At 58.8% G+C, this 15602-nt stretch carries 12 protein-coding genes and 2 pseudogenes; 8 read left to right on the top strand and 6 right to left on the bottom strand.

From position 1 onward, the window contains the following. Positions 1-694: 694 nt before the first annotated feature. The 5 genes from IF809_RS29685 (at position 695) to IF809_RS29665 (ending at position 5576) form a co-directional block, all read left to right on the top strand. The gene (locus IF809_RS29685; RefSeq protein ID WP_462839342.1) at positions 695-1924 is read left to right on the top strand and encodes an ABC transporter substrate-binding protein; all 1230 of its coding nucleotides are present in this window, start codon (positions 695-697) and stop codon (positions 1922-1924) included. 843 nt (positions 1925-2767) lie between these two features. Then, positions 2768-3727, top strand: a complete 960-nt coding sequence (locus tag IF809_RS29680) for a DUF3618 domain-containing protein (RefSeq protein ID WP_462839341.1) — start codon at positions 2768-2770, stop codon at positions 3725-3727. Positions 3728-3739: 12 nt separating this feature from the next. Then, positions 3740-4420 carry a hypothetical protein gene (locus IF809_RS29675; RefSeq protein ID WP_462839340.1) on the top strand — a complete coding sequence of 227 codons (681 nt, stop codon included), beginning with the start codon at positions 3740-3742 and terminating at the stop codon, positions 4418-4420. After that, positions 4417-4833 carry a phage holin family protein gene (locus tag IF809_RS29670; protein ID WP_462839339.1) on the top strand — a complete coding sequence of 139 codons (417 nt, stop codon included), beginning with the start codon at positions 4417-4419 and terminating at the stop codon, positions 4831-4833. Before IF809_RS29675 ends, IF809_RS29670 begins: the two co-directional genes overlap by 4 nt. Then, on the top strand, positions 4830-5576 hold the full coding sequence (locus IF809_RS29665; RefSeq protein WP_462839338.1) for a hypothetical protein: 747 nt from the start codon (positions 4830-4832) through the stop codon (positions 5574-5576). Before IF809_RS29670 ends, IF809_RS29665 begins: the two co-directional genes overlap by 4 nt. A gap of 108 nt (positions 5577-5684) precedes the next feature. Here the strand turns inward: IF809_RS29665 and IF809_RS29660 are convergent, their stop codons facing one another. Together IF809_RS29660 and IF809_RS29655 are read right to left on the bottom strand one after the other, a co-directional pair. Beyond that, on the bottom strand, positions 5685-5948 hold the full coding sequence (locus IF809_RS29660) for a GlsB/YeaQ/YmgE family stress response membrane protein (RefSeq protein WP_462839337.1): 264 nt from the start codon (positions 5946-5948) through the stop codon (positions 5685-5687). 37 nt (positions 5949-5985) lie between these two features. Continuing rightward, the gene (locus IF809_RS29655) at positions 5986-6441 is read right to left on the bottom strand and encodes a YidB family protein (RefSeq protein WP_462839336.1); all 456 of its coding nucleotides are present in this window, start codon (positions 6439-6441) and stop codon (positions 5986-5988) included. A gap of 276 nt (positions 6442-6717) precedes the next feature. On the opposite strand from IF809_RS29655, the gene IF809_RS29650 reads away from it, so the two are divergent. After that, complete coding sequence (locus IF809_RS29650; protein WP_462839335.1) at positions 6718-8643, top strand: AI-2E family transporter; 1926 nt, start codon at positions 6718-6720, stop codon at positions 8641-8643. Positions 8644-8696: 53 nt separating this feature from the next. Here the strand turns inward: IF809_RS29650 and IF809_RS29645 are convergent, their stop codons facing one another. Further along, the gene (locus IF809_RS29645) at positions 8697-9827 is read right to left on the bottom strand and encodes a YihY/virulence factor BrkB family protein (protein ID WP_462839334.1); all 1131 of its coding nucleotides are present in this window, start codon (positions 9825-9827) and stop codon (positions 8697-8699) included. A 194-nt stretch (positions 9828-10021) separates the two neighbouring features. Between IF809_RS29645 and IF809_RS29640 the strand changes: the two genes are divergently transcribed. Next, positions 10022-10498 (top strand): DUF3833 family protein, encoded by a 477-nt coding sequence (locus tag IF809_RS29640; RefSeq protein WP_462839345.1) that lies wholly within the window; start codon positions 10022-10024, stop codon positions 10496-10498. A gap of 382 nt (positions 10499-10880) precedes the next feature. Here the strand turns inward: IF809_RS29640 and IF809_RS29635 are convergent. Beyond that, positions 10881-10988 (bottom strand): annotated as a pseudogene (locus IF809_RS29635) (PEPxxWA-CTERM sorting domain-containing protein); the annotation flags it as partial. Positions 10989-10997: 9 nt separating this feature from the next. Beyond that, positions 10998-11126 (bottom strand): annotated as a pseudogene (locus tag IF809_RS29630) (hypothetical protein); the annotation flags it as partial. A gap of 902 nt (positions 11127-12028) precedes the next feature. Between IF809_RS29630 and IF809_RS29625 the strand changes: the two are divergent. After that, entirely contained in the window at positions 12029-12760 is a 732-nt protein-coding gene (locus tag IF809_RS29625) for a choice-of-anchor K domain-containing protein (RefSeq protein ID WP_128964893.1), read from the top strand. A gap of 321 nt (positions 12761-13081) precedes the next feature. Here IF809_RS29625 and IF809_RS29620 read toward each other — a convergent pair whose 3' ends face one another. After that, positions 13082-15484: a TonB-dependent receptor gene (locus IF809_RS29620; protein WP_462839344.1), complete on the bottom strand. Its 2403-nt coding sequence runs from the start codon at positions 15482-15484 to the stop codon at positions 13082-13084. Positions 15485-15602 lie beyond the last annotated feature (118 nt).

Genomic DNA, 15602 nt, shown 5'->3' with positions numbered 1-15602 from the left:
ATGGATGCCGCGGCGACGCGCCACGCGAACAAAATAGGCGTCAAGCGTCATTCAAAGGGCGGCAGAGCTACGCTTACGTTTGCTTCGCCGGTGTGAATACAGAACCTAGGCCGCCAGAGTCGGCCGCGATATCGGCGGCGCGGGTAATCTTGAACCGCCGCGGGTTTGCCAAGACGACGGACAATTTTTGCCGGAGGTCCAGGCCCGAGCGATCGTCACCACTTTGAGTTTCCGCTTTTCCAGTCTAGGCCAGCCTATCGGCAGCCATCCGCCTCGCCGCATGCCCTTGTGCATGCAACCAATTCAGGAAGGTTACGCTCTCACAATTAAGCCCGCTGGTCGCTCCTCGGACGCTTCGTTTCCTCGCTCGAGCAGCTATTCCGCTTTATCGATGCTCCCTGACCGAAGAGAACCATGAGATCGACGACAGTTAGATGGATTGATTTCGAGCGAGCGAACAGGGTGAGCGAGTACACGATCATTATTTGCTCGGATACACCGGTGGCTCTTAGTGAGCTCAACCGTTCGTTGCTCAGATATTCCAATATGAGGAATTGTGCACTGCGCTGCAATTCGGCGGCAGCATGGAACTGCTGACTTGCCTAGCGTCCAATTCCTTGTCGTGCATACTCAAGAAGCCCCGGCCGAGAAGACCCTAGAAGGTGAAGAGCCGGAGCTTTATGGGAGGACAAGGATGCGTAGTGATTACGTCAAATTCACTTGTTCGGTCGCTATCACGGCGGCAACGTTTCTAGCTCTGTCTGCCGCCGCCAATGCCCAAAAGAAATACGATCCCGGAGCAAGTGATACCGAGATCAAGGTCGGCAACATCATGCCGTACTCAGGTCCGGCATCAGCTTACGCCACCATTGGGAAAACAGAGGCGGCCTACTTCAACAAGATCAACTCTGAAGGGGGCATCAACGGTCGCAAGATCAATTTCATCTCTTATGACGACACGTACAGTCCGCCAAAGACGGTCGAACAGGCTCGCAAGCTAGTAGAGAGCGACGAGGTGCTACTCATCTTCAACCCCCTCGGAACGCCCGGCAACACCGCAATTCAGAAATACATGAATGCCAAGAAGGTCCCTCAGCTGTTCGTGTCGACAGGCGCCGCTAAGTGGAATGACCCGAAGAACTTCCCTTGGACGATGGGGTGGCAGCCGAGTTATCAGGTCGAAGCTCGCATCTATGGCAAGTACATCCTCCAAAACTACCCGGGGAAAACGATCGCGGTCCTCTACCAGAATGACGATTTCGGCAAGGATTACGTAATCGGGCTAAAAGACGGCCTCGGCGAGCAAGCCGGCAAGCTCATCGTAGCAGAAGCAGCGTATGAGACGAGCTCGCCGACAGTCGATTCTCAGATCGTCCAGATCAAAGGTGCAAACCCCGACATTTTCGTTAACATAGCAACGCCCAAATTCGCGGCTCAAGCCATCAAGAAGATCGCTGAACTGAACTGGCATCCAGTGCAGTTTTTGACCAATGTTTCTGCTTCCATTGGAGGTGTAATTAAGCCTGCGGGTTATGAGGCCAGCCAGGACATCCTATCTACGGCATACCTTAAAGATCCGAAGGATGCTGAGTGGAAGAATGATCCCGCTATGAACGAGTGGCGAGCCTTCATGACAAAGTGGTATCCTGAAGGCGATCTTGACGACTCTGCAACTGTGTTCGGCTATGGCGTTGCCAAAGGTTTGGAGCAAGTGCTTCGGCAATGCGGTGACAATCTCACGCGTGAGAACGTCATGAAGCAGGCAGCCAACCTCGATTTCGAGATCGGCATCTACTTGCCGGGAACTCGGATCAAAACGAGCCCGACTGACTTCGCTCCGATCGAACAGCTTCAAATGATGCGGTTCAAGGGAGAAAGCTGGGAGCGATTTGGCCCGGTTATGAGCGGGGAGAAAGGCTCCTAGGGCTGCTCTTTCGCCCATCGGCGCTGGCTCGCATAGCTCTTAACGTTGGGACAATGCGAGCCAGTGCCCTTATCGATGCGAGGCAATTCAGTTCGGCCTGGTTACATTCGATTGACTCACCCGATGTGTCGTTAAAATGCTCAGTGGGGGCCTAGGCGACATTCTTTCTACCTCTGAGGTTTCATGGCGCGAACATGAGATCGCAACGCCAATATCAGAGATTGCAGGCATACGACCAGACGTGACCAAGCACGTCCTGACAGAACTATCGACAACAGCGCTTTGACAGCACGGCACGGGCGGCTTGCGCCGCTCCACGATGTGACCGATAGCCGCTAAAACTGGCATACCCGGTTATAAGTGATCGCGCTGCATTACAGACCTGCCGCGACGCGGAGCGCATCCGATCTTGGACTACCGCTCATACCGCTCCTTCGCTATCGCGCTCACGCTAGCGCGCATCAGGCTATAGAGCCGGCCGACCACAAGCTGCAGGTGCTTCATCCGGCCCTTCGGCATCGGCCGCGCTTGCAAGCGCGGACGGCGTAGGCGCGGAAATAGTCGAACGCGTCTGCCTGGTCGGTAAACGCCTGTTCACCCCGATAGTTCGGCCGCGCTGTCAAAGGTCGTCGGATAAAACGTCCAGGTCGCGGGCGGGCGCGCGGCGCGAGCTCTATCGCTCCAAAATTACATGGACAGGGTGGGCGGATTAGCCGCTCTTCAAAGCACGGTTACGTCGCAACAGGCACGACCAAGACGATCCCTGAGGAACGATTCAATATAGCGTGAGTTCGTCCTTAAATTCGAGAGAAATAGGACAAAGAGAAATATGAGGGTGGATCGATGACGCGATCGGTGGAGGAGTTGAGACGCGAGTCTGAGCGCACACGCGCAGAGCTGGCGACTACGGTAAGTCTGCTGAAAGAGCAGATATCGGACACCGCTGACGACATTCGCCATAAGGTCTCCCCGCAGCACATCAAATCCGAAGTCACCGAATATGTCAGCCAAAAGACCCAGAGTTGGGTCGACGGGCTCAAGCAGCAAATCATGGACAATCCGATGCGCGCGGTGGCCGCGGGCGCCGCAGTGGGTTTCCCGCTGCTCCGCCTGGTGCGAGGTACGCCGCTGCCGCTTCTCATGATCGGGGCCGGGCTGGCCCTGACTTCGAAGACAGTGCAGGATCGCGCGGCAGACGTCACCGGTCCGGTCATGGACAAAGCGGAGCAGATGCTTGGGGACGTGACGGAGGTCGCCCGGGCCATGCAGGGCGAGGCCAGGGAGACACTATCCTCCGCCCAAAGCCGAGCCGCCGGGTCGGCTGCTGACGCGCAGGACAAGGCCGCTGGTCTTGCCTCGGATCTGCGGGCGAGCGCGGCGCAGGCTGCCAACTTCGCAAGTGAAAAACTCAAGAGCAGCATGGATGCAGCCAAGGACGCCGCTGCGAACGCGCCTGAGCAGACCCGACAGACCATCGGCGACAATGCCGCGCTGATTGGAGGCTTGGGCATCGCGATCGGCGCCATCATTGCTGCCGCCCTTCCCGAGACGAAGGCTGAAGCCAAGGTGATGGGTAGGGCAAGTGACGGAATGAGGCAGGCTGCGGCTGCTGCCGCGCAATCCGGATTCGAGGCGGTGAAAAACGCGACCACATCTGCAGCCGATGCTGCGACGCAAAAGGTCACCGACGCTGATCTCGGCAGCCATGCCAGCCGTATGACGCAGAACATGGCGGACACTTTGAAAGAGGCAGCCGAAGACGTGGTCAAAGCTGCCTTTAGCCCCTCTCAAACCAACACTTGAAGGAAGACCGTCATGAGCGATTTGGACCCACACAACGTCACTGAATTCGGGAAGAACCAGAACAGGGGCACCGCGAATGATCTCAAAGAACAGCTTAGCGATGCCGGAGCGGAGATGAAGCAGCGCGCGGGCGATGCTTTCCAGGCATCGGCCGGTCTTGCACGGGACAAGTTCGGGGAGGCCGCAGATGCCGCGAAGAGCGTCGCGGACGGGGCCGTTGACCAGATTCAGAGCCAGGCTCGCGAGCAGCAGCGCTCCGGCGCCGAATTCATCGAGCGCCTGGCAGGCAATATTCGCGAAGCCGCCCGCGCGTTTGAGGCAGACGTGCCGTTTGCGGCGCGGGGAATCGATTCCGCCGCCGACTATGTCGAGAACTCTGCGCAGAAGATCCGGGAAGGAAGCTTCAGAGATCTCCTCGAGGGTGCCACCGATTTTGCCAAACGTCAGCCCGCCGCCTTTCTCGGGATATCAGTGCTGGCAGGCTTCGCCGCCGTCCGCTTCTTGAAAGCATCAGGAGGGCAGTCCTCATCCGCCGGGCAGAGCAAGATGACGGGCAGTTCGTCTTCGGGAGAGGGTCAGCAGCCGGGCGGGAGCTCGTTCGGGGCGGGCCAACAAGCCTGGGCTCAGGAATCCACCCAGGGCAGCTCTAATACGAAACAAACCTCGTCGGCACAGGGCGGCACCGTACCATGAGCATCGAGCGCGACATCAAAACCAGCCAGGGCGAATTCAGGGCTATCTCAACACTGCTCGCCGATGCCATGTCGCAGTTCGCCAAGCTGTTCCAGAATGAAATAGACCTGGCAAAAGCGGAGCTCGGCGACAAGCTTCAGAAGATCGCCGGGGCGTTAGGCCTAATCGTAGGCGGCGCCGTTTTGGTGATCCCGGCGATCGTCATGGCGCTTTTCGCCTTGTCCGCAGCATTGATCTCCGCGGGATGGTCGCCGCCGGTTTCCTATATGACCTCAGCAATCATCGCGGCGGTGATCGCCGCGGTGCTGGTTGCCATCGGTATCAACCGCCTTGATGCGCGACATCTGGCCCCCCGGGAAACGATCGGCCAGCTCGAAAAGGATAAGGATACCGTGAAGGGAATGGTGCGATGACCGGCACAAAAACCAGCTTTATGGACAGTTTGGTTATCGCCGCCAGGGAAAACCCCCTTGCCGCCGCGCTGATCGGGGGCGGAGCGCTCTGGTTGCTCGCCGGCGACCAAAGGGTCAAGAGCGCGGCCCGATCGGCGACAGAGACCGTTACATCAACCGCCGACGCTGCAACGGGCGGTCTAACGGGCGGTCTCAGGTCGGCGGCATCCGCCGTCAAGCAGACTGTGGCGCCTCCGACCGCACCTGAAATGGACGACGACAGGTCGATGGGCGTCGGAGACACGTTTCGTGGCGCCACCGCTGCCGGTTCCGATGCTGTGTCGGGAGCTGCCGACAACGTCCGCGACCGTTTCGACGAGGGCGTCGCCTTCGCGCAGGAGCAATTCAGCAAGCTCGGCAGTTCGTTTCCGGACAGACAAACCGTCAACAGCGCAAAATCGTCGCTTGCCGATATGCTTGAACGGCAACCCCTCGTGCTCGGTGTCGTGGGTGTCGCGATCGGAGCTGCAGTTGCGGGCGCGTTTCGCACGTCCGATATGGAGAACAAGTATATCGGCGACGTCAGCGACGACCTGAAGGCGGATCTGAATCGACGCGCCGGTGCAGTCTCGCAGGCTCTCCGGGAAGCTTCGGACACCGTCGTCGCAGAGATCAGCGACACCGGGGCGGAACTGGTGGACCGCCTCAAGCAAACTGGCTCGGATGCTGCCGCAGCAGCGCGTGCCGAGGTGAAGTCTTCTTGATGAGCGTTATCGCAGGTGCGTGCTGACGGCGGCACGCTCCCGCGAACTCATCAGGCAGCATGGTTGAGGCAACATACTTGCTCAGCAAGAAGCCTGGCCTTTTGCTTTTCAGATCGCGCGCTTTTGTCGCCCAGCGAATAGGCCATACACAAAGAGCACGATAATGGCGCCGAACACGGCACCAATGAGTCCGGCACCCTCTCCTGGACGGTACCAGCCAAGTGCTTGGCCAAGATAGGTGGCAACGAAGGCGCCGACGATGCCGAGAATAGTCGTAAGGATGAACCCTGAGGGTTCGTTGTCACCCGGCATGATGAATTTTGCGATCACGCCTGCGATAAAGCCGATGATAACCGTCCAAATAATGCTCATGCTCCACTCCTGATAATCGATGGGGACCGTTCAACGGCTATGAGTTTGGTAGGCGCCCCTCGGGCGTATACTTGTCGATCGCCTGTGGCAGCTCACGCGATAGCCTTGCGAGGATTTCTTCTTGAGAGAGCCCGGTCTCCTTCTCGAGCTTTTCCAACACTTCGGGCCCGATTGCTTCCCGGAGCTGCGGGGGCGAAATCTCCTTGTTTGGCCCAGAACTGACCCAAGACTTGGCCGTGTCTCCATGGCCATTCTGGTTGAAGTTTTCCAGGAGTTCGCCAATTCCTCCCTGAAGCAGGCCCGCAACGCCCGCGCCGCTCAACATACCTGTAAGATTTCCGAGAAGGCCGCCGAGCGGCTGCTGGCGGTTGGCTGGCTCCAGCGATCCAGCGCCTGGCCCTCTAAGCAACTCCGCCAGCTTGTCGCGATTCTGATACCCGGCAATCGCCAGCATTCCGAGAAGTGCGGTCATGGAGGGCATTCCGCGGCTCATCTTAGGGCTCCTCAACAGGTTGAGAAGTTGAACTTGGAGGAGACCGGGGTGTTCCTATCCGCCGCCCCTGCAAGCGTTGCGCTGAACCCGGCGCCAGAGAGGGTGTGGGTAGACGCGAGGCCTCTTGGACTGGCACAAAAGTCGGAGCTCCTTGCTTATGGCCATCACCCGTCTGCGGCTCCCAAACGATGACTGCGGGCGTGGGAACGTTTGGAAGAACGGCGGGTTCGGCTAAGCGCCGCGCCGCTTGCGGGGTGCCTGCCTCATAGGGCCGCCATGTCTCATGCGGATCGCTCCCCGTCCTGGGAAGAAGAAAATGTCCCAGCCGCCGCCAGTCCGGCTTCGACCATCTTATCGCTGCAGATTGGCGTCATCATCGTAGCTGCGCTCTATTTTGCAAGAGAGGTGCTCGTACCGATCACCGTCGCGGTTCTTCTATCGTTCGTGCTGTCTCCACTGGTGAACTTCCTTCGCCGGTTGCGGCTTGGCCGGATCCCGTCGGTTCTCATCGCCGTCCTCCTTGCGATCGGGATCATCGCTGTCATCGGCACCATCATCGGATCTCAGGTCGCGCAATTGACGCGTCATGCCCCGGAATATGCTTCGACGATCGAGAAGAAGGTCTTGACCGTGCGGGAGTTAGCCTTGGATAAGATATCAGGCGTAGTTGAGCATTTTGGTTATGACGTAAAGTCCGGGCAAACCTCCACCACGCCGCCTTCGACGCCCAGGGCCGACTCCCCCCCTCGCGAGCAGCCAGCGCCCGGTGCCCAGCCATCAAATCCGTTAGCGCTGCTGGAAAAATATCTGTCGCCGGTCCTGTCACCATTCGCCACATTCGGGATCATTGTGGTCGTCGCCATTTTTGTGCTGCTGCAGAAGGAGGATTTGCGCGATCGTATGATCCGATTGTTCGGCTCCACGGATTTGCATCGGACGACCGTGGCGATGGATGACGCCGCCAAACGATTGAGCCGCTATTTCCTGGCACAACTTGGGTTGAATTCGGCATTCGGACTCGTCATCGGAGCAGGCCTTTATTTGATCGGTGTGCCCAACCCAATTCTCTGGGGCATTCTTTCCGCATTGCTGCGATTTGTGCCCTACATCGGCTCGTTCATGTCGGCAGGCCTGCCCATCGCACTTGCAACGGCGGTTGACCCCGGCTGGTCCATGGCGATTTGGACGGCCGCACTCTATGTGGTGGTCGAACTGCTGGTGAGCCAAGGCGTTGAACCCGTTCTCTACGGCCACAGCACCGGCCTCTCGCCTTTTGCGGTCGTCGTTTCCGCCATTTTCTGGAGCTGGCTCTGGGGATCGATCGGACTAGTGCTTTCGATGCCTCTGACATTGTGCCTGGTCGTTCTTGGCAGATACGTGGACCGGCTTGAATTTCTTGACGTTCTGCTTGGCGATCGGCCACCGCTGACCCCGGTCGAGAGCTTCTATCAGCGAATCCTGGCAGGAGATGCCGACGAGGCTCAAGACCATGCGGAGCTCCTGTTGGACAAGCGCTCCTTGTCTTCCTACTACGACGAGGTTGCGCTCAAGGGCTTGCAGCTTGCTGCGAATGACGCGGAACGCGGCGCGATCGGTCACCGGCAACTGGAGAAGGTCAGGAATACGATCCTCGGCCTGATAAGCGAGCTGTCGACCTACGATGACGGCCATCCGCCTTCCTCCGGAGAGCCGCCGGCTGGAACTCCGAAAGACCAGCAACGCATTGCGGAAGCGCCTCCGCCGAAGACCATCTTGAACCCCCGCTCGCTCTCGGCCCCGTGGCAGGGCGAGCGGCCGGTGTTATGCCTTGCGGGCAAAGGTCCCCTCGACGAATCCGCGGCTGCGATGCTGGCGCAACTGCTCGACAAGCACGGTCTCGGAGCAAGGGTGGCGAGCTATCATGAGGCGTCGCGAGAAGGGATCAGCTCTTTGGAGGTAACGGGAGTTGCAATGGTTTGCATCTCGTACCTTGACATCCAGGGCAATCCTTCGCATTTGCGCTATTTGCTGCAGCGACTGAGGCGCAGGCTCCCTGATACCCCCCTTCTCGTCGGGTTATGGCCCGCCGACGACGAGGTTCTCAAAGATAAAGCAGTGCAGATGGCCGTGGGGGCTGATTATTACGTCAGTTCGCTGCGAGCTGCTGTAGATCTGTGTGTGGCTGAAGCCCAGAAGGGATCCCGGCCAACAGCATTGTCGTGAATGGCAGGCAAGAAGCAGGCGTACGACGGCGCATGATCTCCACCTGCTGTCCTTCACCGGCCTTGCGCGGCGCCCACCGTGTCAGCGACGCGTGCGCCCCGTGCGCCCAGACTGGTTGGAGGCCCGGTCGTTGTATCGCGAGCGGTCTGATGCTCCATCTCGGCATCGATTTCGGCGCCAAGGAGGACGACGATGGCCGAAATCCATAGCCAGGTCATGAAGCCAATGACGGCCCCAAGCGAACCGTACGTCTCATTGAACTTGCCAAAACTGGCAGCGTACCAGGAAAACAAGCCGGAGACCGCCAGCCAAAGCAGCGCGGCGATCGCGCTACCCCACGTCACCCAGCGCCATTGGGCGGCTTCCCGGCTCGGGCCATAGCGGTAGATCAAGGCCAAGGCCAGCGTGAGTACCAGAAACATCGCAGGCCATCTGCCGATACGAAGTAGAAGGTCGGCGGTATTGGACAAGCCTACATAGTTGAGGAGCACCGGAACAGCGACGATGGCGCCGAGAGCCGCCAGGATGAATAATATACCCCCGATCGTGAAGCTCAGCGAAACAGCATTCAGCTTGAAGAAGCCGCGCTTCTCGTCCTCTCCATGGACGATGTTCATGGTGTCGAAAAGCGACTTCATGGCCGCATTCGCACTCCAGAGAGATGTTGCCAGTCCGATCAGGAAAGTGATGCCGAGCGTGTGGGAGCCCTTTGACGCCACGCGGGTCAGCTGCTCTCTCGCAACCTCCAGCGCCCCGCCCGGCAGGAATCCGCCGAGCTGATCGAGGTGTTTGCCGATGGTCATGGGATCGGAGAACAGTCCGTAAACCGCAACCAGCGCCGCGATCGCGGGAAAAATGGCAAGTATGCTGTAGTAGGTCATGCCTGCAGCGAGGGCTAAGATGCGGTGCTTCGAGACGTTGGAATAGACCCGCAGCAGGATATCCTTCCATCCCTTCGCGGGGATCTCTGACGGAGAGGTGGCATGCCGGCCGCGCTCTTCTCCTCCATCTTGTGCGCCGGCTCTGGCGGCACGAGCGGGTGACTTTTCGGCGAGTCGCGCCTGGCGCTCCGGCGGTGCCACACGCTCCACCACAAATGCGACCACAAGCAGCCCGATCGCGGTGGCCAGTCCCCAGCTACTGAGGTTTTCTTGCTCGCCTGATTTGGCCCAAACGTTCTTCATGGTGCTCTCCGAGCATCCAATCAAATCGGACCGCCGGTGTTCCTTTTTTTGAGTTCATGGAGCGCTAAAGCAAGCAGGACGCGCTCTATCGAATGCTCGTTCTGCAAGCTTCAGCTAAAGCTGAGCCGGAGGATGCCGCGATCGAGGTGGAACTTCTTTTCGAACAACGGCTTGTGTCGCCGAAAGGATCATCCATGGCTATAGACGCGTTCGCGGGCACCGCGCCCCTATTCCTTCCCGAGAGGTTCTTTGTCGGTCGCCTCGAAGGATGGGCGGTAATGGAAAGTCTTGTCGGAGGCCTCCTCAAGCGTGCGGCAATCACGGCTCACGGGGAATTGGACAGCGACACCGACACGGTCGTTTTCACTGAGACCTATACGTTCGATGACGGTCACAGCGATACACTGAGATGGACAATTCATAAGACGGCCGAAGGTCAATATACGTGGCATGAGAACCGGCTGGAAGGCGAAGCCGTCGGCGAGCAGGTCGGATGCGCGTTCCATTGGAAGTACACCCGAGATACGCCGCAAGGCGATGGCAAGTCTTTCAAACTGAACTTCGATGATTGGTTCTATGCGATCGATGATCATGCGTGCATCGTCCGCGGTAGCGCGGGGCGCGCTGGCATTCCATTCGCGACGGCCCATGTCACCTACAAGAGAATTTAGGCCATCAGGAAAATCGCGGTGATCATCGTGGATCACGTCCTAGACGCCGCAAGCGGAACTTTTGGCGCGAAACTCCAGCTGCTGAATCCCAACTACGCGATTCCGCCTGGCATAATTGTAAGATCCGCTTTTCAAATTGGAGCGTTAATCACCGGCTAACGAGCCACGAAGAGAGAATTAGTGCTGGAACGGGGGCGGCGCCTAAGGCGGGGTTTGAGCGCGCGACGGCAACATGCGATTGGCTTCGGCCACGGCTGAATCAAAAAGACTTGTCATCAGCGTAGATTATCGGAGGCGGTCTCCCCTGCATTAAAGTCGTGCTTTCCTCCTGCCAGGTATCCGATCCTCTGCGAGCCCGCAACATGTACGATGGAGTTCTGACCTAGGTCCCGGAGCCCTTGTTGCGATGGCGGTACAGCAAAAAGCCGAGCCCGCAGAACCCAAGAAGCATCATGGCCCAAGTTGAGGGTTCAGGGACGGCAGCAGCGCTCCAAATCAGAGCATGTGCTTGACCGTCCATTGTGCCGCCGTAGCCGACAATTTGACCGAAATCATTGATGCCGCGAGCGACGCTGTCAGTGCCGCCCTTCAGTTCATCTAACTGAACGATCGACGAACCATCCCACATCACCGCGAGGGGTCCGTCCGTTCGCATCTGATGGAACCAGCGACCTGGCCTAGTTCGTTAATCGAATATGCGACGCTACTTACGTCGGTCGCGGGCATCTGAAGTAAGGTAGGCGTCGACCCATTCCAGAGTGTTGCAAAAAGCGTGTCCTTCGCCATCGATGCTCTATCCGACCACCCGACCGACATCATTGACGTCTAGCGCCGTACTACCTGTCGTATTTGCCGGAAGGTTCAGCGCTGTGGGGATGTTGGCATTCCACACTGTTGCGATGCTCGACGCACCGGAATTGCTAACACCGACGACCCGGCCGAAATTGTTGATAGCAAAAGCGCTACTTGTCGAGGCGCCCGGAAGCGCCGGCAGAGCACTTGGAATCATTCCGTTCCAAACGGTTGCCACAGAATTAGTGGGAGTATCGACGTAGCTTGCGCCTGCGAACTCATCAGGCAACATACTTGCTCAACAAGAAGCCTGGCTTTTTGCTCTTCCGATCGCGCTCCTTTGTCGCCCAGCGAATATGTGAATCTGCGCGCGGTGCCGTCCGCAAGAAACTGCAACGCAGCCTTGGGGACAACGGCGGGCCTGTAGAGATCGAGTTGGAGTTTCAGTTCGCCAGTGGAACGCCATGTAGCCGCTTTCGCTTTACCCCGATAAGCCGACCTTCTCAGTGAGCGTCGAACTCCGCAGTCGGGCGCACGATTAAAAATCCATGCAGAGAGAATGACTTGATTATTGAAAGGGCCGCCGCCACGGATTTGGAAGAGCAAGCCCCCAGAATTTGCGCTGGCAAGAAGCTGTCGGCGATTGACGCAAAATGAATTAAGGTGGATATTCTAAGTGCGGTTTTTGGCTTTGTTTAATTGGAAGGAAGGAAATTCATTTAATTATCGGAGCGTCAAATGAGAAACCACATAGCACTTGTTGTCGTCCTGGCAGGAATTGCAAGCTTCGGAGACATACCCGCGAAAGCGGCGGACGTTGAAGGCTCGTCGAGCGGCATTTTTGTAAACCCACTGCCAGTTGGGGCTACCACGACAGGGGTTGGAACAAACAACTTCACGTACGGCCAGACAATCGACGTGCCGACGCGACTGACATTTACCGGCAATCCTTCGTTTGCAAGTGCGTTTGAGGTCCCCTTTTACGTGGGCACCCTTTTCTACCATAACGGCGCAATCTCGTTGGGAACGCAGGCAACATCTGTTGACCTTCAGCTAGCCACGAATTTCACGACCCCGAGCGCTCTTGGTTTGGTCACGAGTACATTTACGCTTGGCCTTGTGACAACACCGAACACGAGCGACCCAATCGCAAGCGCCGACTTTGTGAACCTTCCAAGTACCTTCACGCCAAGCATCTTCAATATCGGCGGGACGAACTACACCGTAACATTAGTGGACTTCCAAAACGTAGTGGGTGACGGCTTCCTTTCCTCCAGCAGCACCCAACTGCACGTTATTGAAGGCGGAAGCGCTACGGCGGATTTGTACGCCGAAGTCACCCGAGACACCTCGGGCGTAATAGGAGGCGTTCCTGAGACATCCACCTGGGTAATGATGCTCATTGGCTTCGCAGGCGTTGGCTTTGCCTCCTATCGCAATCGAAAATCATTCTCAGCACTGTCCGTCTGACGCTACGAAGATATGTCAAGACAGAAGCCGCCCATTGGCGGCTTCTTTAGTCTGTTGATTGTCAAAAATTGCGATCAGAAAGCTTCAACTATAAGCAGAACGGAGTTCCGCCTCGGGTCGATCGCTCCCTTCAGCGAGTTTGGCATTCCTTTTCGGTCTACCCCAGTAAGCGGACGACCGCGGGTCCTAACAGCACTGCGCGTTCGGGCCACAAATCTTGGCTTCTGTCAAACGCTTCTGCTGGAGCGACACTGGCAGGATGCGCCTGAAAGCTAGATTGGGCCATGCCTTGCCCACCAGCCGCAAGCTGCTGTGGTGCACTCAGAACGTCACACGCATCCCCGCATAGAACGCACGCGGCCTTGCCGGGCTCAGCGAGCGTGGGTCGGTGAAGGCGGCTCCGCCATTGGCGAAATTCGGCACCGCAGTGGTATCGAAGAAGGTGCCGTAGGTCGCGTAGCGGTTGTCGAAGATGTTGTCGACCTTGCCATAGAGCTGGACGTTCTTGCTGACCTGGTACGACGTGTGCAGGTTGAAGACGGCATAGGACGGCAGCTTGGCCTCGAGATTGGCTTCGTCGCCGGCCAGATACTGGCTGGAGACCCACAGCGCCTCGCCACCGATCTTCCAGGCGTCGGTCACGGCATATTCGATACCGGCCTTGATGCGGTGGCGCGGCACGGCCGGGATCTGGTTACCTGGCACGACTTGGATGAGGCCGCCGTTCAACACGGCGGTGGGGCTATTGGACGACAGCTCGAGAGCGTCGAGAAAACGCGCGTCCACGAACGCGTAGCTGGCGTGGAACTGGAGGGTGTCCGATTTGAGGTTGACCTCGGCCTCGAGGCCCTGCCGGCGCGTGTTGCCGACGTTCTGGAAGAAGCCAAAGCCCTGGCGTCCCGCCACGGGCAGACCCATGATGTCGTCATAATTTGTGGCGCGGAAGCCGCCGATCTTCCAGCCGAGCGTACCGATATTCAATTCCCTGGTGCCGCGCAGGCCAGCTTCGACCGTCTTGGACACCACCTGCTTCAGCGGTGGATCGGAGACCAGGAAGGAGGCGATCAAGCACGGGTTGTTCGGATCGGCACAACCGAGCTCGAGCGGCGTCGGCACGCGGTTGGCCTCGGAATAGCCGGCATAGGCGGTGAGCTCCGGCGTGATCTTGTAGGTGCCCCCGATAACAGGGTTGAAGCGGTCGTAGGTGTGATCGCCGTTGAGCGCGGTGCCGAGCTGGTCCTCCAGCGTGACACGGGCGTGGTTGAATCGGCCACCGCCGGTGATGGCGAAGGCATCGGTCACGTTGAACGTGTCGAGCGCATAGAGGCCGGTATATTGGTTGACGGTTCGTAGCGACACCGGTCCCATCTCGCCGGTCGCGGGGGTGCCGGACTGGCCGAGGAAAACCCCGCTGCCGCTGACCACGTAATCGGTGCCGATGGTTCCGAGCTCTGCGGTCGCATTGAATCGCGTGACGCTGGCATCGAAGCTGGCGCCGAGAACGAATCGGTTCTCATGATCGAACAACCTGTCCGTGTTGGTCGCTTGCCCGGACACCCCGAACGTTGTCGATCGCGTGGTCGTTCGGTCGAGTTCGCCGAGGAGGCTTCCGGTCGGGAAGGGATTGGCGAGCTGCGCCCCATTGAGACCGTTCGCAGGCGTCGTATCGTCGCCAAAGCAGAGCAAACCGACGGCGGCGCATTCCTGCACGCTGGTTGGGTTGCCGTCGACCACGCGCTGCTCGAACACGCGCGCATGGGCGGTGCCTTCGAACGTCCAGGTCGGCGTCGCCTCGACCTTGCCGGTGAGATTGACGTAGCCGACACGGTTGTTGGTGGTCTGCGGGTTGGTGTAGATCGCGCCCCAATATTGCTGCAGCAACTCGGCCGGAACGGTGGCGGAGGCGCCGAAATTGTTGTTGGCAAGCCCCATATTGACGTGGAATTCGCTGTCCCCGCCCTTGTAGCCGACATCGCCGTAGAAGCGCCGCACGTCCGACTGCGAGGAGGTGCGGAAGCCGTTGTCGTGCAGCCCTTCGAGCGCGGCATAGACGGCGTAGTTGGTGTCGACCTGCTTGCCCCATTGCGCCGAGCTCTGGATTCGGCCGAACGACCCGCCCATCGTGTCGATCTCGGCGCCCTGGTAGGTGAAGCCGTCCTTCATTTGCAGATTGACGGCGCCGCCGAGTGCATTGAGGCCGAAGGCCGGATTGTTGGTCACCACCGTGACCGACCGGATCGCTGCGGTCGGGATCAGGTCCCAATTGACGCTGTCGGTAAACGCTTCGTTGATGCGCACGCCATTCTGGTAGACGGCGAGCCCTTGCGGTGTGCCAACAATGGGCGAGGCAACAAAGCCGCGAAACTCGACATTCGGCTGGAACGGATTACCGCTCACCTCCGTGATGTTGACCCCGGCGACATTGTCACGCAGCGCATCGGTGACGTTCAGCGAACCGGTGCGCTTGATCTGGCTGGCATCGACCGCGTTGATGCTGGAGGGAATTTTGTCGACGTCGAGGCCCTTCGCATTGCCGGGCGCCGTCGGATAGACGTAGATGCGGTTCTTGGGCTTCCCGGAATTCACCACGCGCGCCGCCGTTCGCGGCGCGCTACGCCGCGCAGCCGGCTGTGGCGCCACCACCTCGATGGCGGGCAGATTCTGCACATTGGTGTCTTCGTCCTGAGCGGCCATGCCCGCGTCGGTCCAAAGCACCAGCCCCATCGACGAGGCGATCAAAAGCTTTCGCGCACCCATCCCCTGCCGTTCCCATTCCCCCGCGTCGGCTGTTTTGAACGTCGCCGATCGCGTGGAGAAGTGTAGTCGGCCCTCACGGATGCAC

Source organism: Bradyrhizobium sp. UFLA06-24 (genome assembly GCF_054967145.1).
This window is presented reverse-complemented; position numbering and strand designations above follow the sequence as displayed.